This window comes from Nocardioides sp., assembly GCF_035481145.1.
GTDB lineage: Bacteria > Actinomycetota > Actinomycetes > Propionibacteriales > Nocardioidaceae > Nocardioides.
In genome coordinates this window covers 1-20,268 of record NZ_DATIHB010000019.1, presented here as the reverse complement: position 1 = coordinate 20,268, position 20,268 = coordinate 1, and the positions used below count along the sequence as shown (strand labels likewise).

General features: G+C 71.0%; 21 protein-coding genes and 1 pseudogene. 16 read left to right on the top strand and 6 right to left on the bottom strand.

The window, feature by feature from the left end; translation table 11 throughout:
• The first annotated feature begins 131 nt into the window (after positions 1-131).
• Positions 132-491, top strand: coding sequence for a hypothetical protein (locus VLF38_RS01890; protein ID WP_325269596.1), 360 nt, complete (start codon positions 132-134; stop codon positions 489-491).
• A 757-nt stretch (positions 492-1,248) separates the two neighbouring features.
• On the opposite strand, the gene VLF38_RS01885 is transcribed toward VLF38_RS01890, so the two are convergent.
• The 3 genes from VLF38_RS01885 to VLF38_RS01875 form a co-directional block, all read right to left on the bottom strand.
• A complete protein-coding gene (locus VLF38_RS01885) occupies positions 1,249-1,956 on the bottom strand; it encodes a class I SAM-dependent methyltransferase (protein ID WP_325269595.1) in 708 nt (235 codons plus the stop codon).
• 1 nt (position 1,957) lies between these two features.
• Positions 1,958-2,596 (bottom strand): VOC family protein, encoded by a 639-nt coding sequence (locus VLF38_RS01880; protein WP_325269594.1) that lies wholly within the window; start codon positions 2,594-2,596, stop codon positions 1,958-1,960.
• A gap of 91 nt (positions 2,597-2,687) precedes the next feature.
• Positions 2,688-3,464 (bottom strand): hypothetical protein, encoded by a 777-nt coding sequence (locus VLF38_RS01875; protein ID WP_325269593.1) that lies wholly within the window; start codon positions 3,462-3,464, stop codon positions 2,688-2,690.
• An 80-nt stretch (positions 3,465-3,544) separates the two neighbouring features.
• Here VLF38_RS01875 and VLF38_RS01870 point away from each other — a divergent pair, with 80 nt between their 5' ends.
• The 10 genes from VLF38_RS01870 to VLF38_RS01825 all read left to right on the top strand — a co-directional run bounded on the left by VLF38_RS01870 (position 3,545) and on the right by VLF38_RS01825 (position 11,806).
• Positions 3,545-4,483 carry a Ppx/GppA phosphatase family protein gene (locus VLF38_RS01870; RefSeq protein WP_325269592.1) on the top strand — a complete coding sequence of 313 codons (939 nt, stop codon included), beginning with the start codon at positions 3,545-3,547 and terminating at the stop codon, positions 4,481-4,483.
• Position 4,484: 1 nt separating this feature from the next.
• Positions 4,485-5,288 carry a sugar phosphate isomerase/epimerase gene (locus tag VLF38_RS01865; protein WP_325269591.1) on the top strand — a complete coding sequence of 268 codons (804 nt, stop codon included), beginning with the start codon at positions 4,485-4,487 and terminating at the stop codon, positions 5,286-5,288.
• Positions 5,289-5,376: 88 nt separating this feature from the next.
• Complete coding sequence (locus VLF38_RS01860; RefSeq protein ID WP_325269590.1) at positions 5,377-6,093, top strand: ABC transporter ATP-binding protein; 717 nt, start codon at positions 5,377-5,379, stop codon at positions 6,091-6,093.
• On the top strand, positions 6,090-6,827 hold the full coding sequence (locus VLF38_RS01855; RefSeq protein WP_325269589.1) for an ABC transporter permease: 738 nt from the start codon (positions 6,090-6,092) through the stop codon (positions 6,825-6,827). Before VLF38_RS01860 ends, VLF38_RS01855 begins: the two co-directional genes overlap by 4 nt.
• Positions 6,828-6,921: 94 nt before the next feature.
• A complete protein-coding gene (gene proC, locus VLF38_RS01850) occupies positions 6,922-7,728 on the top strand; it encodes a pyrroline-5-carboxylate reductase (protein WP_325269588.1) in 807 nt (268 codons plus the stop codon).
• A gap of 172 nt (positions 7,729-7,900) precedes the next feature.
• Positions 7,901-8,107, top strand: a complete 207-nt coding sequence (locus VLF38_RS01845) for a helix-turn-helix domain-containing protein (RefSeq protein ID WP_188784241.1) — start codon at positions 7,901-7,903, stop codon at positions 8,105-8,107.
• A 167-nt stretch (positions 8,108-8,274) separates the two neighbouring features.
• Positions 8,275-8,376: a 30S ribosomal protein bS22 gene (locus VLF38_RS01840; RefSeq protein ID WP_084653504.1), complete on the top strand. Its 102-nt coding sequence runs from the start codon at positions 8,275-8,277 to the stop codon at positions 8,374-8,376.
• A gap of 13 nt (positions 8,377-8,389) precedes the next feature.
• Positions 8,390-9,466: an NAD-dependent epimerase/dehydratase family protein gene (locus VLF38_RS01835; RefSeq protein WP_325269587.1), complete on the top strand. Its 1,077-nt coding sequence runs from the start codon at positions 8,390-8,392 to the stop codon at positions 9,464-9,466.
• The gene (locus VLF38_RS01830) at positions 9,459-10,679 is read left to right on the top strand and encodes a lysophospholipid acyltransferase family protein (protein WP_325269586.1); all 1,221 of its coding nucleotides are present in this window, start codon (positions 9,459-9,461) and stop codon (positions 10,677-10,679) included. Before VLF38_RS01835 ends, VLF38_RS01830 begins: the two co-directional genes overlap by 8 nt.
• A 194-nt stretch (positions 10,680-10,873) precedes the next feature.
• Positions 10,874-11,806 (top strand): hypothetical protein, encoded by a 933-nt coding sequence (locus VLF38_RS01825; RefSeq protein WP_325269585.1) that lies wholly within the window; start codon positions 10,874-10,876, stop codon positions 11,804-11,806.
• Positions 11,807-11,922: 116 nt separating this feature from the next.
• Here VLF38_RS01825 and VLF38_RS01820 read toward each other — a convergent pair whose 3' ends face one another.
• The 3 genes from VLF38_RS01820 to VLF38_RS01810 all read right to left on the bottom strand — a co-directional run bounded on the left by VLF38_RS01820 (position 11,923) and on the right by VLF38_RS01810 (position 15,004).
• Positions 11,923-13,050, bottom strand: a complete 1,128-nt coding sequence (locus VLF38_RS01820) for a DUF5667 domain-containing protein (RefSeq protein WP_325269584.1) — start codon at positions 13,048-13,050, stop codon at positions 11,923-11,925.
• Positions 13,051-13,171: 121 nt separating this feature from the next.
• Entirely contained in the window at positions 13,172-13,975 is an 804-nt protein-coding gene (locus tag VLF38_RS01815) for a sigma-70 family RNA polymerase sigma factor (protein ID WP_325269583.1), read from the bottom strand.
• 135 nt (positions 13,976-14,110) lie between these two features.
• Positions 14,111-15,004: an HAD-IB family hydrolase gene (locus VLF38_RS01810; protein ID WP_325269582.1), complete on the bottom strand. Its 894-nt coding sequence runs from the start codon at positions 15,002-15,004 to the stop codon at positions 14,111-14,113.
• Between the two features lie 32 nt (positions 15,005-15,036).
• On the opposite strand from VLF38_RS01810, the gene VLF38_RS01805 reads away from it, so the two are divergent.
• The 5 genes and pseudogenes from VLF38_RS01805 (at position 15,037) to VLF38_RS01785 (ending at position 20,199) form a co-directional block, all read left to right on the top strand.
• Entirely contained in the window at positions 15,037-15,291 is a 255-nt protein-coding gene (locus tag VLF38_RS01805; protein ID WP_325269581.1) for a glutaredoxin family protein, read from the top strand.
• Positions 15,292-15,546: 255 nt separating this feature from the next.
• Positions 15,547-16,275, top strand: a complete 729-nt coding sequence (locus VLF38_RS01800) for a redox-sensing transcriptional repressor Rex (RefSeq protein WP_325269580.1) — start codon at positions 15,547-15,549, stop codon at positions 16,273-16,275.
• Positions 16,272-17,588, top strand: coding sequence for a glutamyl-tRNA reductase (locus tag VLF38_RS01795; RefSeq protein WP_325269579.1), 1,317 nt, complete (start codon positions 16,272-16,274; stop codon positions 17,586-17,588). The genes VLF38_RS01800 and VLF38_RS01795 overlap by 4 nt, the downstream gene beginning before the upstream one ends.
• A pseudogene (gene hemC, locus VLF38_RS01790) lies at positions 17,585-18,537 on the top strand (hydroxymethylbilane synthase); the annotation flags it as partial. The gene VLF38_RS01795 and the pseudogene hemC, both read left to right, overlap by 4 nt.
• A complete protein-coding gene (locus tag VLF38_RS01785) occupies positions 18,529-20,199 on the top strand; it encodes a uroporphyrinogen-III synthase (RefSeq protein WP_325269577.1) in 1,671 nt (556 codons plus the stop codon). The pseudogene hemC and the gene VLF38_RS01785, both read left to right, overlap by 9 nt.
• The last annotated feature ends 69 nt before the right edge of the window (positions 20,200-20,268 follow it).

Below are 20,268 nucleotides of genomic sequence, written 5' to 3'. Positions count from 1 at the left end.
TGACCCGTCAACGTGTTGGTTCGGGCTTCGGGGCCGCACTGGGACCAACGTCATCGCGGCATGAGCGGTCAGGTGCGGACCTTCGCGCATATTCATCAGCGGTTCGCGCGTTCGCCCGAGATACTGACCGCATGCTGACGCCTACGCCGGCTGGAAGCGCTTCCGGCGCGCGTTGCCGGGACATTGCGCTGGCGACGGTCGTGCTGCTGTTGGGGTTTGCTCCGGGTCTCTTCATGGCGCCGTTCCTCGGGTACCAGGCATGGTGGTCCTTCGCAGAGCCCGAGTTTAAAAACCCCATCTGGGGTGCCCTTTGCGGGTCACTGATCCTGGCTCCATTTCTGGGTGCGCTCGTGGTTGGTCGATGGCAGCGGGGCAAGGGCGCGGGGATCCCTGAGGCCTTGTTGGTCTCGGGCTTGGCAGCGTTCTCCATCGGTGTCGCGAGCTTCGGGGTGATCCCGTTCATGTACCTGATGCTTGCCCTAGCGATGTGAAGGGCTTCGCGGGCCCGCGGCACCGCACCTGGGAGCGGCATGAGCGCTGCGCGCGCAGGCCGAGACCGCAGCAGGGAACGCGTTGGCCTGCCTCAGCCGGACCAAGCCTTGATCATGGTCTGTCGTGCCGGCTCAGTCAGGGGATCAGGGCACTGTGGACCGTGAGTTCGGGCGTTCGCATCTCGCTTGATTTGCAGAGTCGGGGCTCCGGTCAGGGGCAACATCAACTCGACCGAGTCGAATCGAGGCGCAGCGAGTTCGGATCCGACGTTGACGCACACGACAGCAGGCGCACCTTCACATCCGGGCACGACGTCGTCCATCAGCCACTCATCAGGTAGGTCTCGTCCGGGTGCCACGGCCCCGTCACGTGGTCGACCGGAGGAAGACAAACATCGTGGCGATCGCTTGCGATCCGCAACACGGTCCCCGCCAGGTCCGCGTACAAAGACTCGGCTTGGACGCCGAACTCACCGACGACCGACGGCGCATCAGGATCGGGACCCTTGGGATCCTCGGTGCATCCGGTGACCACAAGCGCAATCATGAGAACTGCCAGAGCCGACCGCACCGCACCCCCAACGCCCGAAAGTGGTCGCAGCCTCTCAACAGGGGCACAGGCGGTCAAGCAGCCGCCCCGCCGATCCGCCCCAACATCGGCATGAGCGGTCGCATGCGGTTCTGTCGCGCTTCCGCCTTAGGACACGACTCGACGCATGTCGGCGCTCGGCCGCGACGCCACAAGCCTGATGTCGCGTCAGTAGCTCCGGTGCCAGAGGTTGACCGCATAGTCGACCTCGAGGCCGTGCTCGTGCGTCCACTCCGCGAGGACGGCGTCGGCGACGTCCCTGTTGAACTCGATCCGCACCACCGCCTCCAGGTCGGCGCGGGACTCGAAGCGCCAGGCGATGTCGACCGGCGTGCGGGTCCACCCGTGGCTCGTCCAGAAGCGCGACACCTCGTCCGGGTCGACCGTCGGATAGCCGCGCCGGAACCAGCCACCGAACGTCGACCGGCTGGCGTCGTTGTCGATCACGAACGCCGTGCCGCCCCTCCGCATGACCCGCGCGAGCTCGGCCAGGCCGGGCTCGCAGCCGGGCCCGAAGAAGTACGCCCACCGGGCGTGTGCGACGTCGACCGAGGCGTCCGGCAACGGGATCGCCTGGGCCGTCCCCTGCGCCAGGGTCACGTTGGCCAGCCGGCGTACGCGACGTGCTGCCACCGCGAGCAGGTCCGCGTGTGGTTCCACGCCGATCACCGTCGAGGCCGACGCCGCCCACCGGGGCAGGTGGAACCCCGTGCCGCAGCCGAGGTCGAGGAGTGTACGACCGGCCCACGACGCGACCGCCTCCATCGCACGCTCGATCTCGCCCGCCGGATCGGCCGCGTGGTTCTCGAGCTCGTAGGTGGCGGTGTGGTGCCAGATGTTGGGTGACGGGATCGCCCCCGGAGCCGTGCGGCTCATGTCAGATGCGGACGCAGCCGTTCGGAGTGGTGAACTCGACCGCGACGATGCCCGGGGTGCCGTGCGGGGCGACCCAGCGGACCTCGACGTCGTCGAGCGGGTGGTCCTCCGGCTCGCCGAGCCACTCGGAGACCCGGTGCGGGTCGCCGGCGATCTCGATGGCGGCCAGCGAGTAGTCGCCGGAGGCGCCCGCAGACGGGTGGTCCTCCTCGGGGGAGAGCCACTTGATGAAGTAGGGGAGCTGGGGGTCGGCGTCGAGCTCCTTGATGCCGATCTGCTTCCAGATCAGCTCGTGCCCGTCGGGGCGGTGCCGGTAGCCGTCCTTCGCCTCGCGACCGAGGCGCTCCTCGGCGGCCTCCAGGTCACTGACCGCCACGACCCAGCCGAGCCATCCGCCGCCGAGCGCGGTGCGTGCCTTGACCGCCTGGCCGAAGACGGCCTTGTCGGACGCCGGGTGCTCGAGCGCGCCGACGACCTCGAGGTAGGTGTCCCCAGCGAGCGGCAGGATGTAGTTGCAGGTGCCGAAGCGCGGGTGCACGCCGCCGTCAGCGATCTCCGTGCCGAGCAGCTTGCCCAGGCGCTCGGCGGTGGCCTTGAGGCCGTCGGGTCCTGCGGCGTACGAAACGTGGTCCAGGCGCATGCCCGCATTGTTAACCCGAGACGCGAGACACACGAAAACGGGGGTCGATATCTCTTGACATCGAGATACTGCGCGCGTTGCTGACCGGGGCTCAGTGCGGGTCGGCAGGGTGCAGCGCGAGGGCGGACCGCGACCGCACGTGCGCCTCGCAGTGCCGCACCAGCTCGGCGTACCCCTGCTCGCCCATCAGGGCGATGAGCTCGGGCGCGGAGGTGACGTAGACCGGCTCCATCGCGACGTGCGCCTCGGTGTTGCCCGAGCAGTACCAGTCCAGGTCGTGGCCGCCGGGGCCCCAGCCACGGCGGTCGTACTCGCCGATGCCGACCTCGGTGTACGCCGACCCGTCGATGCGCTCGACCTCGCGGAACGTGCGCCGGATCGGCAGCTGCCAGCAGACGTCCGGCTTGGTCTCGATGTAGCTGATGCCCTGGTCGACGGCGAGGGAGTGCAACGCGCAGCCGGCGCCACCGGAGAAGCCGGGGCGGTTGGAGAAGACGCAGGACGACTGGCCGTCGACGACGTGCGCGCGGGTCTTGCGCTCGCCGTCGTCGTCCTTCTCGACCCAGTCCTTGCGCTTCACCTTGCGGCCCGGCTCGGTCGCTGCAGGGTGGAACTGCCACGACGCGGGCGTCAGCTGGTCGACGTACGCCGCGACGCGCTCCTCGTCGTCCTTGTCGCTGAAGTGCGCGCCGAGCGTGCAGCACCCGACGTCGGGGGAGTGCCGGTAGATGCCCGCGCAGCCCGAGCCGAAGATGCAGGTCCAGCTGGAGGTGAGCCAGGTCAGGTCGCAACGGAAGATCTCGGTCTCGTCGGCCGGGTTGACGAACTCGACGTGGGCGCGGGGGAAATCAAGGGGGACCTCAGGCACCGGCAAAGACTACGGCGCCCGGTGGTCGCGTGTGAGCGCAGCGAACGTGTCGAGACCCCTTTGCCGGTAGCGTGGAAGCCATGCGGCTGGGCGTCCTCGACATCGGTTCCAACACCGGGCACCTGCTGGTGGTCGATGCCCATGGCGGCGCGGCGCCCCTGCCGGCGTACTCCTACAAGGAGCCGCTGCGTCTCGCCGAGCACCTCGACGAATCCGGTGCGGTCAGCCAGGCCGGCATCGACGCGCTCACGGCGTTCTGCGCTGCCGCCCTCGAGGTCGCCCAGGACAAGGGGTGCGAGGAGATGCTCGCGTTCGCCACGTCGGCGGTCCGCGACGCGACCAACTCCGACGCGGTGCTCGCCCACGTCCACGAGCGCACGGGGGTGGACCTCGAGGTCCTCCCCGGCGAGGACGAGGCGCGGCTGACCTTCCTCGCCGTACGACGCTGGTTCGGCTGGTCAGCAGGGCGGCTGGCCGTCTTCGACATCGGCGGCGGTTCGCTGGAGATCGCAGGGGGCAAGGACGAGGCGCCCGACGTCGCCTGGTCGCTCCCGCTGGGCGCAGCACGCCTGGCCCGCAACCACTTCGCTGACGGCGTGCCCGACACAGCGACGTTGCGCGACCTCCGACGCGCGATCCGCGCCGCGATCGCCAAGGACGCCGGTCAGCTGCTCCGCTACGGTGCTCCCGACCGCGCCGCGGCGTCCTCGAAGACGTTCCGCTCGCTCGCCCGGATCTGCGGGGCCGCGCCGTCGGGCGACGGGCCGCTGGTGCCGCGAGCGCTGCCGGCCGCAGCGCTCGCGGAGTGGATCCCCAAGCTGGTCGGGATGAGCCACCAGGAGCTGGCGCTCCTGCCCGGCGTCTCCGAGAGCCGGACCCATCAGATCGTCCCCGGGGCCCTGGTGGCCGAGGCGGTCATGGACATCTTCGACCTTCCCCAGCTGGAGATCTGCCCGTGGGCGCTCCGCGAGGGCGTCATCCTCGAACGCTTCGACCACCTGGGCTTCGTCCACCACTGACATGGCCGGCTTCGAGGGGCTGATCGGACTGAGCACCGCCTCGGTCTACCCCGAGTCGACATCGCACGCCTTCGCCTACGCGCGCCGGCTCGGCTACGACGCGGTCGAGGTGATGGTCGGCATCGACACGATCTCGCGCGACGGTGCGGTGCTCAAGGCGCTCTCGGAGCGCCATGGCGTCCCGGTCTGCGCGGTCCACGCCCCCTGCCTGCTGGTCACGCAGCGGGTCTGGGGCACGGAGCCGTGGGGCAAGCTCGAGCGCTCCGCGGAGCTCGCGCACGACCTGGGTGCCGACGTGGTCGTCGTCCACCCGCCGTTCCGGTGGCAGCGTGACTACGCGCGCGGCTTCGTCGAGGGCATCGCGGCGCTCGAGCTCACGACCGGCATCCGGTTCGCCGTCGAGAACATGTATCCCTGGCGTGCCTCGGCCCGGCGGGGCATGGAGGTCTACCAGCCCGGCTGGGACCCCTCGGACGAGCCGTATGCCAACACCACCGTCGACCTGTCGCACGCCGCGACGGCACAGGCCGACTCGCTCGAGATGGTGCGACGCCTCGGCGACCGGCTGCGTCACCTCCACCTGACCGACGGCATCGGCTCCCCGAAGGACGAGCACCTCGTCCCGGGCCGCGGCACGCAGCCGGCCAAGGAACTGCTCCGCCACCTCGCCGCGGTGGGCTTCGCGGGACATGTCGTGGTCGAGATCAACACCCGCCGTTCGGGCACCGCACGGCAGCGCGACCTCGACCTCGCCGAGTCCCTCGCCTTCGCCCGCGAGCACCTCGGTTCCCAGCGCGAACCGTGAGTTGTGGTCACTCGAACCTGCAGGTTCGGGTGACCACAACTGCTGGTTCGGCTGGTCACAAGGCACGGTTCGGCGAGAAGGTGGAGCCATGGACGACGCGGTTGCGGTGCGGGTCTCCGGCCTGAAGGTCGTACGGCGCGGCCGCGAGGTCCTGCGCGGGCTGGACTTCACCATCCCGTCCGGTGAGGTCACGGGCCTGCTCGGCCCGTCGGGCTGCGGCAAGTCGACACTCATGCGGGCACTGGTCGGCGTCCAGGCGGGTATCACCGGCACGGTCCAGGTGCTGGGGGACCCGGCGGGTGCCGCCCGGCTGCGGCGCCGGGTCGCCTATGCCACCCAGGCGGCCAGCGTCTACGACGACCTCTCGGTCCGGGAGAATCTCCGCTTCTTCGCGGCGGTGCTCGGCGTCGGGCAGGCCGAGGTCGAGCGCTGCGTCGAGGCCGTCGACCTCGGTGGTGCCGCCGATGGGATCGTCGGCGACCTCAGTGGTGGGCAGCGCGGGCGGGTGAGCCTGGCGGTCGCCCTGCTCGGCAGGCCCGAGCTGCTGATCCTCGACGAGCCCACCGTCGGCCTCGACCCGGTGCTCCGGGTCGAGCTCTGGCAGCTCTTCCACACGATCGCCGCCGAGGGAGCCGCGGTGCTCGTCTCCAGCCACGTCATGGACGAGGCGGAGCGGTGCGACCGCCTGCTGCTGATGCGGGACGGTGAGCTCATCGCTGAGGGCACCCCTGCGGGCATCAAGGAGCAGGCGGGTGCGTCCGACATCGAGCAGGCCTTCCTGACCCTGGTGGGAGGTGCTGCATGAATCCGCGGGTGACCCTGGCCGTGACCGCCCGGGTGCTGCGCCAGCTGCGCCGTGACCACCGCACGGTCGCGATGCTGCTGGTCGTCCCGTGCCTGTTGATGACCCTCCTGTGGTGGATGTTCGATGACCTGCCGGGTCAGACGTTCGACAGGTTGGGGCCGGCCCTGCTGGCGCTCTTCCCGTTCATCATCATGTTCCTGGTGACGAGCGTGACGACGCTCCGCGAGCGCTCGTCGGGCACGCTCGAGCGGCTGCTCGCGATGCCGCTCGGGCGGGTCGACTTCCTGCTCGGCTACGCCCTCGCCTTCGGGCTCCTGGCTGCCGTGCAGTCCGCGCTGGCCGTCGGGCTCTGCGTCGGCCTGCTCGACCTCCAGGTCGCGGGCTCCGTCTGGCTCCTGGCTGTGGTCGCCGTCGCGGACGCGGTCCTGGGCAGCGCGCTCGGCCTCTTCGTCAGTGCCTTCGCCCGCACCGAGTTCCAGGCGGTGCAGTTCATGCCGGCACTCGTGCTGCCCCAGATCCTGCTGTGCGGCCTCTTCGTGCCGCGCGAGGCGCTCCCGGACGTCCTCAGGGTCGTCTCCGACGTCCTCCCGCTCTCGTACGCCGTCGACGCGATGCAGACGCTGACGCGCTCGGCGGCATCCGGGGGCGTCTGGGCCGACCTGAGCGTGGTCGCCGGCTTCGCCCTGGCGGCGCTGGGGCTGGGCGCGGCGACGCTGCGGCGGCGTACGGCCTGAGTCGGGGACGCACAGGTCGAGATCTGCTTGGCGGGGGCTGCGGTGCACCTGCCATCCTGTGTGCGACCTCCCCTCTGCAGAAGTAGGTGCACCCATGGCCAGCAAGACCGCGTTCATCGGCGTCGGCGTGATGGGCGAGGCGATCCTCGCCGGCCTGATCCGCGGTGGCCGCCCGGTCGAGGAGCTGCTCGTGGGCGAGAAGCGTGCCGAGCGCGCGGCCGAGCTGACGGAGAAGTACGGCGTCGAGGTGGTCTCCAACGTCGAGGCCGTGCGTGCCGCCGACACCGTGACCCTCGTCGTGAAGCCCCAGGACATGGCGACCGTGCTCGCCGAGATCCGCCCCGAGCTGCGCGCCGGCCAGCTGGTGGTCTCGCTGGCCGCGGGCATCACCACCGCCTGGATCGAGGACCGCGTGCCCGCCGGCGTAGCGGTCGTGCGGGTCATGCCCAACACCCCCGCGCTGGTCGACCAGGGCATCTCTGCGATCTCGCCCGGCACGCACTGCGACGACGAGCATTTGGCCACGGCCGAGGCGCTGCTCGCCGACACCGGCCGCGTCGTCCGCGTGCCCGAGTCGCAGCAGAACGCCGTGACGGCCGTGAGCGGCTCCGGTCCGGCGTACATCTTCTACATCGTCGAGGCGATGATCGACGCCGGCGTCATGCTCGGCCTGCCCCGGCCGCTCTCCACCGAGCTCGCGATCCAGACCCTCTTCGGCTCGGCCACGATGCTGCGCGAGACCGGCACGCACCCGACGATCCTGCGCGAGCAGGTCACCTCTCCCGGTGGCACCACGGCTGCGGCGCTGCGCTACCTCGAGGACCACCGGGTGAAGGCTGCCTTCCTCTCGGCGATGGAGGCCTGCCGCGACCGTGCGGAGCAGCTCGCGGCAGGCTCCTGAGGCAGCTCCGAGGCGCAACTTGAGGCAAATCAACGCGCCACGCCGATAACCAAGGAACTTTTTCCGTCACACTCTTCCCCTGCGTCACAGGTGCCCCTAGTGTTCAGGGAACAGGGGCACGTGGGTCGCCAGTGGGGAAGCTGGCGGCGTGCGCCCAAGAAAGTGGTGTGCCATGGCTGCCAACTCGTCTTCGGACATCTCGGAGGTCAAGTTCCTGACCATCGCCGAGGTCGCCGCGATGATGCGCGTCTCCAAGATGACCGTCTACCGCCTCGTCCACGGTGGCGACCTCCCGGCGCATCGCGTCGGCCGCTCCTTCCGCGTCCAGGAGAAGGACGTCACGGAGTACATCCAGCGTTCCTTCTACGACGCCGGCTGAGTCGCTCCGCGACGCATCCGATCGACCGCCCGCCCGGCCCCACGTCGTACGACGTGCCGTCTGGCGGGCGGACCCGATTTCGGCCGCTGTGCCGGGGCCGATAGTCTGGCCCGGTCGCCCGTGCTGTATCCGCCAGGGCGGACGTCAAGCTCTGGAAAGGTTCCACCGTGGGTTCTGTGATCAAGAAGCGCCGCAAGCGCATGGCCAAGAAGAAGCACCGCAAGCTGCTGAAGCGCACGCGCGTCCAGCGTCGCAAGCTCGGCAAGTGAGTTCTCTGCTTCGATGACGCAGGCCGGCAAGGTCGTGCTCGTCACCGGGGTCTCTCGTGACCTCGGACGACGTTTTGCGCGCAGCCTTGCCGATGACCCTGCCGTCACGAGCGTGATCGGCGTCGATGTCGCCCCTCCTGAGGGTGACCTCGGCGCCGTTTCGTTTGTCCGGGCAGACCTGCGCAACCCGGTCGTCGCCAAGCTGCTCGTCCGCGAGCGCGTCGACACGGTCGTGCACATGAGCGTCGTGGCCACGCCCGGCGGCATGGGCTCGCGTGCCTCCATGAAGGAGGCCAACGTCATCGGCACCATGCAGCTGCTCGGTGCCTGTCAGCGTGCCCCCGACGTACGTCGGGTCGTGGTCAAGTCGACCACGACGGTCTATGGCGCCAGCCACCGCGACCCCTCCATGTTCAGCGAGGAGATGGGTCCGAAGGTGATGCCGCGCTCGGGCTACTCCCGCGACGCGCTCGAGATCGAGGGCTACGTGCGGGGCTTCGCCCGGCGACGTCCCGACGTCAGCGTCGCCATGCTCCGTGCGGCCAACGTGATCGGCCCCGGCGTCGACAGTCCGATCGCGCAGTACTTCCGCCTGCCGGTCGTGCCGACGGTCCTCGGCTTCGACCCGCGGCTCCAGTTCGTCCACGAGTTCGACCTGACGGGCGCGCTGCGTCACGCGGTCCTCACCGACGTGGCCGGCACCTTCAACCTCGCCGGCGACGGTGTCCTGCTGCTCTCGCAGGCGATCCGCCGCCTCGGCCGCGCCGGCCTGCCGGTGCCCTCTTTTGCGCTCGCCGCGGTCGGCTCGGCCATGCGGGGCGTGGGTCGCTCGGAGTTCGCTCGTGACCTGGTCGACTTCCTGACCTATGGCCGCGGTGTCGACACCACGCGCCTGCGCGAGGAGTTCGGCTACACCCCGCGCTACTCCACGCAGCAGGCCTTCTGCGACTTCGCCAGCTCCGTCGACATGCCCCCGGGCGTGCCGGGAAGGGCGGTCGCAGAGCCGCTCCTGGCCCGTCTGGAGCAGGCACTCACGCCCGTGCCCGCCTCGGCTGTGCCCGCGACGGCGGGCGGTGAGCTCGATGGATGACGCCGACATCATCCCGATCGGCACGCACGGTGCCGCCGGCCGTGGCGCAGGCGCCAAGCCCTCGAAGGCGGCCCGTGACCTGCTCGGTGGCCAGCGTCGGGCGACCGGTGCCCGCCCGCCGCGCGATGCCGACGTACGCCGGATCGGCGCGGACACGCCCGTGGAGCAGCCCGTCGACACGGTGACCGAGGCCCCCCGCGGCCAGAACGCGGACGCCGACGTCGCGACGAGGGAGGCCGGGGCCCAGGACGCGTTGGCGGCACTCGAGGCTGCTGCGCGTGAGGCGGCCGCGGCTGCTGATCGCCCGGGCAGGCGCCCCGGCATCCCGGTGACCGAGATCGTCGAGGCGTTCAGCCACGCAGCGATGGAGGTCTTCGGTGACGACTGGGAGCGCAAGACGGCCCACTTCATCGCCTTCCTCCGCCGCCGGATCACCGGCGAGTTCGAGATCGACGACTACGGCTTCGACGCCGAGCTGACGCAGCGGCTCCTGATGACCACTGCCCGCCCGCTCGCGGAGAAGTGGTTCCGGGTCGAGGTGCGCGGTGTCGAGAACATCCCGAAGACCGGTGGTGCGCTGATCGTCTCCAACCACTCGGGCACCGTCCCGGTCGACGCGGTCATGACGATGTTCGAGGTCCAGGAGCGCACGGGCCGCCACCTGCGCCCGCTCGGCGCGGACCTCGTCTTCCGACTCCCGTTCGTGAGCACGATCGCCCGCCGCGGCGGGGTCACGCTGGCCTGCCAGGAGGACGCGGAGCGCATGCTCAACGGTGGCGAGCTGGTCGGCGTCTGGCCCGAGGGCTTCAAGGGCATCGGCAAGCCGTTTTCCGAGCGCTACAAGCTCCAGCGTTTCGGCCGTGGCGGGTTCGTCAGCGCCGCGATGCGCACCGGCGTACCCATCATCCCGGTCTCCGTCGTCGGTGCCGAGGAGATCTACCCGCTGGTCGGCAACGTGCCCTCGCTCGCGCGCCTCTTCGGCCTGCCCTACGTGCCGATCACGCCGTTCTTCCCGCTGCTCGGCCCGCTCGGCCTGATCCCGCTGCCGTCGAAGTGGATCATCGAGTTCGGTGAGCCGATCCGCACCGACGAGTACGACGCGTCCGCCGCCGAGGACCCGCTCACCATCTTCGAGGTGACCGACCAGGTGCGCGAGACGATCCAGCAGACGCTCTACCAGCTGCTGATGCGTCGCCGTTCGATCTTCGGCTGACCACCGCAGCGGCTGCCCGGGCCTACGCTGCCAAACTGTCAGCCTGACAGTTTGGCCCAGCCTGACATCTCGGATCTGTCAGGGCATCCCCAACTGTCAGGCCCGGCCTCCGGCTCGCCTCGACCTGCTGACTTCTCCACAGGACCGGGCGACGGTGGGTGCACATCGCGTCCAGGGGGCGCAGGCTCTGCGCCATGGACCAGAGCGACCTCGACGAACTCGTCATCTCCTCGCGCGTACGCCGACTCGCGGGCGCCGAGCGACCCGACAGGGACCCTTCGCTCACGCAGATCAGGCGGGGTTACCACCGGCCCAAGGACGCACAGCTGACCACCGACGAGGCCCATCGACTTCGCATCCTGGCAACCGCGGCTGCGCGGGGGCCGAACCTTGTCTTCTCGCACGCCTCGGCGGCCGCGGTGTGGGGCGCGCCTCTGCTGGCGAGCGACCTGGGCGAGGTGCACGCGATCCAGCCTGGTCGGCCACGTCGGACGACCGCCGGCGTACGTGTTCATTCGACGGCGCTGCCGAAAGAGCAGGTGGCCACGACTGCATCGGGACTGTTGGTCACGTCGCGGGAGTGGACCGCCATCCATCTAGCGGCGACCCTCGAGCTTCCGAACTCCCTGCTGCCGCTCGACCACCTCGTCGGCGCGATCGTCCGCGACTCCGGTTGTGAGCAGGCGGCCGTGATCGACGCGCTCATCGGTCAGATCCCGCCCCGCTTCCAGGGAAGGAACCGCGCCGAGGCGAACCTGCGACTCGTCGACGTCCGGTCCGCCTCTGCGGGTGAGTCATTGAGCCGTGGTCAGATGGTGCTGATCGGGGTGCCCGCGCCCGATCTGCAGGTGCGCTTCACGCGCGACGACGGCCTGGGCGCCGACGTCGTCGACTTCGACTGGCCGGCGCTCGGCACGTTTGGTGAGTTCGACGGGAAGGGGAAGTACTTCCGCGAGGAACTGCGCGGCTCACGGACACCGGAAGAGGTGCTCTGGGAGGAGAAGGTCCGTGAGGACCGGGTCCGCCGCAAGCGACCGCGCGCCGCACGTTGGGGATGGGACGTCGCCTTGTCGCGCCGCCGGCTCGCCGCTGTGCTCGCCGCCGCCGGAGTACGGCGACAGGGCTGACCGGCGAGCCGGAACATGACACTTTCGGCTCCGCTGACAGCTCCGAACTGTCAGGACAGGCCGAACTGTCAGCCTGACACTTTGGCAGTGGCCGCGGGGTCAGGCGGGGTCAGACCTCAGAGCAGGCCGCCCAGGAGTGGGTCGAGGAGCGGGTCCAGGACGCTGTCGAGGGTGTCCGTGAGCGGCTCGGTGACCGAACCCTCGGGGCCCAGGATCGAGCCGAGGGTGCCCTTCGGCTGGCTCGAGGTCGAGGGGGACGGCGTCGGCGTGGCCGACCCGGTCACCGGCGCCTTGGGCAGGGCGGAGGCGGTGCTGCCGACCTTGGGGAGCTGGTTGAGCAGGTCGGTGACGGCGTTGCTCGTGGGCGACGGCGCCGGGGTGACGCGCGGGGCGGCGGTCGGCGCCGAGGGTGCCGAAGGGATCGCAGCGCCGGAGAGCAGGATCGCCGGGATGTCGAGCAGGCCGCCACAGTCGCCGCACGCAGCGAGGGTCTGCTCGTCGATGCTCAGCAGGGCGTTGACCGCGGCGTCGAAGTCGGCCGCGTAGTCCGCAGGGACCGCACCCTTCAGGCCGGCGAGGGCGTCGAGGCTGTCACGGAGGAAGTCACGCAACTCGATGATCGTCGCGATGTCGCCGGACTCGGCGTACTCGCCCAGCAGGACGTCGGCGGCCTGGGACGCCTGGGCGACGAAGTCCTCGAGCGAGCTCGGGATCTGCGCGCGGCTGTTGGCGGAGTCACTGCCGGCGAGCGCCTGCGTCTCTCCCAGGCGGTCGTGGGCGAGGTCCATGATCCGGTCGGCGCGCGCGGCGTCGTCAGCGCTGAGTGAGGTCTGTGCGCTCTCGAGGATCCGCTTGATCGGGTAGAGCGACTCGCCCGGAAGAGCGGACTGGGCCGCCATGGCGACACCCGTCGTGCCGGCCAGGACGGTCAGGGTGCCGATGGCGACGGAGAGCTTGCGGCGGTGGCGCTGCGGCGCGGTCGTGACCTGCCCGACGAGCGTCAGGCGCGGCGCGGCGGGGGCGAGCAGCGTATCGGCGGCGGCGAGCAGGTTGCTGCGCAGCTCCGCGACGTACGCCGGCGAGGGCTGCGGCGCAGTGACGGCGCGCAGTGCGGCGACGATCTCGAGCGCCTCGGTGTGGGCGCCGGCGGAGCCGCCCCTCCCGTCGAGCGAAGCGAGCTCGCGGGCATCGAGCAGGGACGCGAACTCCTCGGCGCGGCGGCGTGCCGGGCTCACGGGGCTCATGGCGTCAGTCCTGTCTGTGCGGGCAGCCGGTGGAGACCGGCGGGGAAGTGCTCTGATCCGTCAAACGAGGATGAGACGGTCGAAGTTACGGTCTGTGACGCGTCAGTCAGCAACATTCCGGTCATCGGTGCACCTCCTTCGGCATCAGCTTGGCCAGGTTGCGCACGCCGCGCAGCTGGAGCTGCTTGACGGCGCCCTCCGTGCGGCCGAGGACCTTTGCGGTGTCGGAGATGCTCATGCTCTGCAGGAACCGCATGACCAGGCACTCCTGCTGCTCCTTCGGGAGCTGCTGCAGGGCACCGAGCAGGGCGTCGTTGGTGAGCTGCGCGAGGACGAGCGTCTCCGGGCCGTCAGTCACGTCGTCGTGGAGGGACATGTCCTCGGTGGTCTGCTCAAGGCGGGTCTTGCCGGCCTTGAAGTGGTCGCTGCAGAGGTTGCGGGCGATCGTCATCAGCCATGCGCCGAAGTCGCGGCCCTGCCAGCGGAAGTTGTTCATCGACCGGAGTGCCCGGAAGAAGGTCTCACTCGCGAGGTCCTCGGCCAGCGTCTGCGACCGGGTCCGGTAGTAGATGAAGCGGTAGACCGACGGGTGGTAGTGGTCGAAGAGGAGGCCGAACGCCTCCTTGTCACCGCCGCGTGCGAGCTCGACGAGCGCGATCATCCGCTCGCGGGTCGCCTCGTCCTCCGCGCTGGACGTGGCGTGCTCGGCGTCGCCGAACGAGTCGGGGCCCTGGTCGCCAGGGGCGTAGCCGACCTCGGCGGCCGCCTCGGACATCAGCCAGGTCGACGGCAGGCGGGGCGCGGAGGAGGCGCGGGTCGACGCGGGGCCGGCGACGGCCAGCGCGGGCTCGAGGAGGCATGCCTCGAGCACGGCGGAGCGCAGGGCATCCAACCCGCGCTGCACAGACGCCAGTCCCTCGTGCATTGAAGCCTCCCGTGACCCAACTCTCCCTTTGGGTCTCAGCCAGCCTAGGCGAAAGTACTTGTTTCTGGGAACGAAACGGGGAATGAATCCTGCAGAACGGGGTTTCGCCCGCCTGAGGCCGTGGCGTCCCGCGGCTCAGCGACGGTCGTTGCGCCCCCGCAAGGCGACGCCGGCGCCGCCTGCGACAGCGCCGGCGACGGCCGCAGTGATCAGCCCGGTGCGCGCTGCCTTGCGCGCCGTCCGGTAGTCACGGACCCGCCAGCCGTGCTCCTTCGCGTGGGCACGCAGCTTCGCGTCCGGATTGACCGCGCACGGGTCGCCGACCAGCCCCAGGAGCGGGAGGTCGTTGCTCGAGTCGGAGTACGCCGAGCAGCGGGCGAGGTCGAGCCCCTCCCGCTCGGCGAGCGCACGGACCGCCTCGGCCTTCGCGGGACCGTGGAGCATGTCGCCGACGAGCTTGCCGGTGTAGACGCCGTCGACGTGCTCCGCGACGGTGCCCATCGCGCCGGTCAGGCCGAGTCGCCGCGCGATGACCTGGGCGATCTCGATCGGGGCTGCGGTGACCAGCCAGACGCGCTGGCCCTGGTCGAGGTGGAGCTGCGCGAGCGCCCGGGTGCCCGGCCAGATCCGGTGCGCCATCGCCTCGTCGAAGATCTCCTCGCCGATCTCGCGGAGCTCGTCGACCGTGTGCCCGGCGATGAAGGAGAGGCCCTGGTTGCGGGCCTTCTCGATGTGCTCGGGATCCTCGACACCGGCGATGCGGAAGTAGGCCTGCTTCCAGGCAGCGCTGAGGATGTCGCGGGTGGTGAAGAACTTGCGGCGGTGCAGGCCGCGCGCGAGGTGGAAGATCGAAGCGCCCTGCATGACCGTGTTGTCGACGTCGAAGAACGCGGCGGCGGTCGGGTCAGCCGGCACGTCGAGGGCCGTCTCCACCTCGGCGATCGCGGCCGCGGCCTCGCCAGCGAGCGTCGACCGCTGCTGGAGGTCGAGCGGCAGTGCCTTGGGCTTGCGGGGCTTCTCCGGGCTCACGCGATCAGGCTAGTGCGTGGCACCATCACGCCATGTCTCAGACGCGTGAACCCCGCGTGACCGTCTACATGCGGCCGGGCTGTCATCTCTGCGACGTCGCCCGCGAGGTCGTCGCGGCGGTCTGCGCGGACCTGGGGGAGTCCTTCGTCGAGATCGACATCGACACCGACCCACAGCTCCTGGCGGCGTACGGCGACGAGATCCCGGTGACGCTCGTCGACGGGCGTCGGCACGACTTCTGGCGCGTCGACGCGCAGCGGCTGCGCGCTGCCCTGCAGGCGCGCTGAGCCCCGCCGTACGACCCGGGGTGGCCGCCCGCCCGGGCCCGGACCCGCGCCTACCGGGAGGGGTGCACGGGGCGTCACACCGGCCCCGCTGCGGGTGAGACTCCTCACCTGTGCTAGCGCCGGGTGGCCAGGTGGCCCCTCGCGTTTTGTTCTCACGTTCACAAACTCCTAGAGTGATCGGGCTGCGAGGACGTCAACAGGCCCGAAAACTGCCTGTGATGAGCCCTTCCCCGCGCGTGAAGGACGACGAGGACATTGACCGCACGGAAGCCTGCTGACGGCGCTGCGGCGACCCCGGCCGGGGGGCGTGAGATCCCCGAGGCGACGGTGGCACGCCTGCCTGAGTACCTCCGCGCCCTGACCTCGCTCGCGGAGGCCGGCATCGGTGTCTGCTCGAGCGAGGAGCTGGCCGGCGCCGTCAACGTCAACAGCGCCAAGCTGCGCAAGGACCTCTCCTACCTCGGCTCCTACGGCACCCGGGGCGTCGGCTACGACGTCGACTACCTGCGCTACCAGATCGCCCGCGAGATCGGCCTGACCCAGGACTGGCCCGTCGCGATCGTCGGCATCGGAAACCTGGGCCACGCGCTCGCCAACTACTCCGGCTTCGGCTCCCGCGGCTTCCGTGTCGCGGCCCTGCTGGATGCTGCCCCGGAGCGCTGCGAGGAGTCGGTCGCCGGCATCCCCGTGCGCTCCTTCGACGAGCTCGACGCGGTGCTGGCCGAGACGCCGATCGCGATCGGCGTCATCGCGACGCCCGCAGGCGCCGCGCAGGAGGTCGCCGACACGCTCGTCGCCGCCGGCATCACCAGCATCCTCAACTTCGCTCCGACCACCCTGGCGGTGCCGGCCGGCGTCAGCGTCCGCAAGGTCGACCTCTCGGTCGAGCTGCAGATCCTCGCCTACCACGAGCAGCGCCGGGCGGGTGCCGAGGAGCTGCGGGGCGCTGCACTCGCGGTTGCCGGAGAGGAGCAGTCCGCATGAGCGTCCTGGTCGTCGGCGTCTCCCACAAGACCGCGCCCGTCGCGGTCCTCGAGGAGCTCGCCCTCACGCCCGAGGGGGTCACCAAGCTGGTCAGCGAGGTGGCTGCCATCGAGCACGTCTCCGAGGCCACCGCGATCGCCACGTGCAACCGCATCGAGGTCTACGCCGAGGTCGACCGCTTCCACGGCTCGGTCGAGGAGGTCTCGCGCCTGCTGTGCGAGCGCTCCGGCATGGCGACCAGCGACATCACCAGCGAGCTGCTGCCGCACCTCTACGTGCACTACGACGACGGCGCGGTGTCGCACCTCTTCCACGTCGCCGCCGGCCTCGACTCGATGGTCGTCGGCGAGGGCCAGATCCTCGGCCAGACCCGCGACGCCCTCCGGGTCGGCCAGGAGCTGGGCACCGTCGGCCCCGCCCTCAACTCGCTCTTCCAGCAGGCGCTCCGCGTCGGCAAGCGCTCGCACGCCGAGACCGACATCGACCGGGCCGCTCCGTCGATGGTCTCCGCCGCGCTCGAGCACGCGGTCGCCGTCGTCGGCTCGATCGAGGGCGCCCGCGTCGTCGTCGTCGGGGCCGGAGCGATGGCCTCGCTCGCCGTCTCGACGGCCTCCCGCCGCGGTGCAGCCGAGATCACCGTCGTCAACCGCACCGAGGGCAACGCGCAGCGCCTGGCCGACGAGTACGCCGCCCGCTCGCTGCCGCTCGACTCGCTCGGCGAGGCACTCCGCACCGCCGACGTCGTCATCTCCTGCACCGGTGCCACCGGGGTCGTCATCGACGCCGCGGAGCTGGCTGCGGGCCGTGGAGACACGCTCCGTCCGCTGGCCGTGCTCGACCTGGCGCTGCCGCACGACATCGACCCTGCGGTGGCCGACCTGCCCGGCGTGAGCCTGATCGACCTGCGCTTCCTCGCGGACTCGCTGCGCGACTCCGACGCCGGCCGCGAGGTGTCCGGCGTACGCGAGATCGTGGCGGAGGAGATCGCCGCCTTCGCCTCCGCGCGCCGCCAGGCGAGCGTCACCCCGACCGTCGTCGCGCTGCGCACGATGGCGACCGGCGTCGTCGACGCCGAGGTGGAGCGGCTGCTGACGCGCCTGCCGGACCTCGACGAGACGGTGCGTGCCGAGCTTCTCCAGACCGTACGCCGGGTGGCCGACAAGCTCCTCCACCAGCCGACCGTCCGGGTCAAGCAGCTCGCCGACACCGACGGCGCCGTGTCCTACGCCGCGGCACTGGCCGAGCTCTTCGCCCTCGACCCCGACGCGGTCACGGCGGTGACCCGACCGGTCATCGCGGAGGAGCGGGCATGAGCACGCGCACCTCCGTCGTCCGCGTCGGCACGCGCCGCTCGCTGCTCGCGAAGACCCAGTCCGGCCAGGTGGCCGACCAGATCGCCCAGCGGCTCGGTGTCGAGGTCGAGCTGGTCGAGATCGTCACCGAGGGTGACGTCAACCAGACCTCGACGCTCGCCTCTCTGGGCGGCACCGGCGTCTTCGTGAGCGCGCTGCGCGAGGCACTGCTCCGCGGCGAGGTGGACGTCGCCGTCCACTCGCTCAAGGACCTCCCGACCACGCCCGAGGACGGCATCGCGCTCGCCGCGACCCCGCCCCGCGAGGACCCGCGCGACGTGCTGGTGGCGCGTGACGGCCTCACGCTGGGTGAGCTCCCGCCGGGCAGCGTCGTCGCGACCGGCTCGCCCCGGCGGGTGGCGCAGCTCCGCGCGCTCGGGCTGGGCCTGGAGATCGTCGGTCTGCGCGGCAACATCGACACCCGCCTGGGTCGCGTGACCTCGGGAGACGTCGACGGCGTGATCCTGGCCCGCGCGGGCCTGGCCCGCATCGACCGGCTCGAGGTCGTCACCGAGTCGATCGACCCGATCCAGATGCTCCCCGCGCCCGGTCAGGGCGCGCTCGCGGTCGAATGCCGCGCCGCCGACACCGCGCTGGTCGAGGCCCTCGCCGAGGCCCTCGACGACCCGTCCACCCGGGCGGCCGTCACCGCCGAGCGTGAGCTGCTCCGTGCCCTCGAGGCCGGCTGCTCCGCTCCCGTCGGCGCCCTCGCCGAGGTGGCCGAGGGCGAGGACGGCCCCGAGGTCTGGCTCCGTGCCGTGGCCTCCGCCGTCGACGGCACCGTAGAACTCCGCCGGTCCGCCTCCGGGCCGGTCACCGAGGCGGCCGAGATCGGCCGCCGGCTCGCCACGTCGATGCTCGACGAGGGCGCAGCCGCACTGATCGAAGGAAAGCAGCAGGCATGACGCGCACCCCCGCACCGCACGCACACGCAGAAGTCACCGGGCGCCCTGGCGCCGGGTGGGTCGCGTTCGTCGGCAGCGGTCCCGGCGACCCCGAGCTGCTGACCGTCCGCGCCGCCGCGCTCCTGGCCGAGGCCGACGTGGTGGTGACCGAGCTGCCCGAGCACGCGGCGTTCGTGCGTCAGGTGCTGGGTCTCGCGCCGGTCGCCGACGGTGAGGTTGCGGAGGACGGCCCGGAGTTCGTCGACGGCGGCTTCGGCGACGACGGCCAGCCGCTGACCCACGCCAACCGTGCCAAGGTCGTCGTCAAGCAGGCCAAGCGCGGCCTCCGCGTCGTACGCCTGATGAACGGCGACCCGTTCCTCTACGCCTCGGGTCCGGAGGAGGCCGCGGCGCTGGCGAAGGCGGGACTGCCGTTCGAGATCATCCCGGGCGTCTCCTCGGTGAGTGCCGTCCCGGCGTACGCCGGTGTCCCGCTGACGACGAAGACGGCCCGTGAGGTGTCGGTGGTTGCCTGCGGTGAGAAGGCGATCGACTGGAGCCGCTACGCCGACGACCGCACGCTCGTGCTGCTCTCGGCGGTCGGGCAGATCGGTGACATCGCCGCCGCCCTGATCGCCGCCGGTCGCTCCGCCTCGACGCCGGTCTCGATGACCTCCACGGGCACACTGACGACGCAGCAGACCGTGACCTCGACGCTCGAGCACATCGCCGCCGACGCGCGTGCCGCGAAGATCCAGCCCCCGGCGGTCACCGTGGTGGGTAGCGTGGTGGACATGCGGGAGACGCTCTCCTGGTTCGAGACCAAGCCGCTCTTCGGCTGGCGGGTCCTGGTGCCGCGCACCAAGGAGCAGGCCGGCTCGCTCTCCGCGCGCCTGCGCGGCTACGGCTCGGTGCCGGAGGAGGTCCCCACGATCTCCGTCGAGCCGCCGCGCAACCCGCAGCAGATGGACAAGGCCGTGCGTGGCCTGGTCGAGGGTCGCTACGAGTGGATCGCCTTCACGTCGGTCAACGCGGTCAAGGCCGTGCGCGAGAAGTTCGAGGAGTACGGCCTCGACGCCCGCGCCTTCTCCGGCCTCAAGATCGCCGCGGTCGGCGAGAAGACCGCCGGCTCGCTGCTCGAGTGGGGCCTCCGCGCCGACCTCGTGCCGTCGGGTGAGCAGTCCGCGGCCGGCCTGCTCGCCGACTGGCCGGAGTACGACGAGGACCTCGACCCGATCAACCGGGTCTTCCTCCCGCGCGCCGACATCGCGACGGAGAACCTCGTCGCCGGCCTGATCGACCTCGGCTGGGAGTGCGACGACGTCACGGCGTACCGCACCGTCCGCGCCGCCCCGCCGGCTGCTCCCGTGCGCGATGCGATCAAGACCGGCAAGTTCGACGCGGTCGTCTTCACGTCGTCCTCCACCGTGCGCAACCTGGTCGGCATCGCCGGCAAGCCGCACCCGTCGACGGTCATCGCTGTCATCGGGCCGGCGACGGCGAAGACCGCCGAGGAGCACGGCCTGCGCGTTGACGTGATGGCGCCGAACCCGTCGGTCGAGGAGCTCGTCGACGCGCTCGCTGACTTCGGTGCGGCCCGCCGCGCCGAGCTGGTCGCGTCCGGTCAGCCGGTCACGAAGCCGTCCGACCGCAAGCCGGGCGCTCGTCGCAAGGCCACCTCTTCCTGACGCCGAAGCGGCGCGGACCTGCAGCAAAAGAATGTCGAGGCGGCGCGAACCTGCAGGAATCTGCAGGTT

Bases quoted from the DNA above. Each gene is read 5' to 3' on its own strand.
- VLF38_RS01890 (WP_325269596.1), top strand. From the start codon at position 132: ATGCTGACGCCTACGCCGGCTGGAAGCGCTTCCGGCGCGCGTTGCCGG.
- VLF38_RS01885 (WP_325269595.1), bottom strand. From the start codon at position 1,956: ATGAGCCGCACGGCTCCGGGGGCGATCCCGTCACCCAACATCTGGCAC.
- VLF38_RS01880 (WP_325269594.1), bottom strand. From the start codon at position 2,596: ATGCGCCTGGACCACGTTTCGTACGCCGCAGGACCCGACGGCCTCAAG.
- VLF38_RS01870 (WP_325269592.1), top strand. From the start codon at position 3,545: ATGCGGCTGGGCGTCCTCGACATCGGTTCCAACACCGGGCACCTGCTG.
- VLF38_RS01865 (WP_325269591.1), top strand. From the start codon at position 4,485: ATGGCCGGCTTCGAGGGGCTGATCGGACTGAGCACCGCCTCGGTCTAC.
- VLF38_RS01860 (WP_325269590.1), top strand. From the start codon at position 5,377: ATGGACGACGCGGTTGCGGTGCGGGTCTCCGGCCTGAAGGTCGTACGG.
- VLF38_RS01855 (WP_325269589.1), top strand. From the start codon at position 6,090: ATGAATCCGCGGGTGACCCTGGCCGTGACCGCCCGGGTGCTGCGCCAG.
- proC (WP_325269588.1), top strand. From the start codon at position 6,922: ATGGCCAGCAAGACCGCGTTCATCGGCGTCGGCGTGATGGGCGAGGCG.
- VLF38_RS01845 (WP_188784241.1), top strand. From the start codon at position 7,901: ATGGCTGCCAACTCGTCTTCGGACATCTCGGAGGTCAAGTTCCTGACC.
- VLF38_RS01835 (WP_325269587.1), top strand. From the start codon at position 8,390: ATGACGCAGGCCGGCAAGGTCGTGCTCGTCACCGGGGTCTCTCGTGAC.
- VLF38_RS01830 (WP_325269586.1), top strand. From the start codon at position 9,459: ATGGATGACGCCGACATCATCCCGATCGGCACGCACGGTGCCGCCGGC.
- VLF38_RS01825 (WP_325269585.1), top strand. From the start codon at position 10,874: ATGGACCAGAGCGACCTCGACGAACTCGTCATCTCCTCGCGCGTACGC.
- VLF38_RS01820 (WP_325269584.1), bottom strand. From the start codon at position 13,050: ATGAGCCCCGTGAGCCCGGCACGCCGCCGCGCCGAGGAGTTCGCGTCC.
- VLF38_RS01815 (WP_325269583.1), bottom strand. From the start codon at position 13,975: ATGCACGAGGGACTGGCGTCTGTGCAGCGCGGGTTGGATGCCCTGCGC.
- VLF38_RS01805 (WP_325269581.1), top strand. From the start codon at position 15,037: ATGTCTCAGACGCGTGAACCCCGCGTGACCGTCTACATGCGGCCGGGC.
- VLF38_RS01795 (WP_325269579.1), top strand. From the start codon at position 16,272: ATGAGCGTCCTGGTCGTCGGCGTCTCCCACAAGACCGCGCCCGTCGCG.
- VLF38_RS01785 (WP_325269577.1), top strand. From the start codon at position 18,529: ATGACGCGCACCCCCGCACCGCACGCACACGCAGAAGTCACCGGGCGC.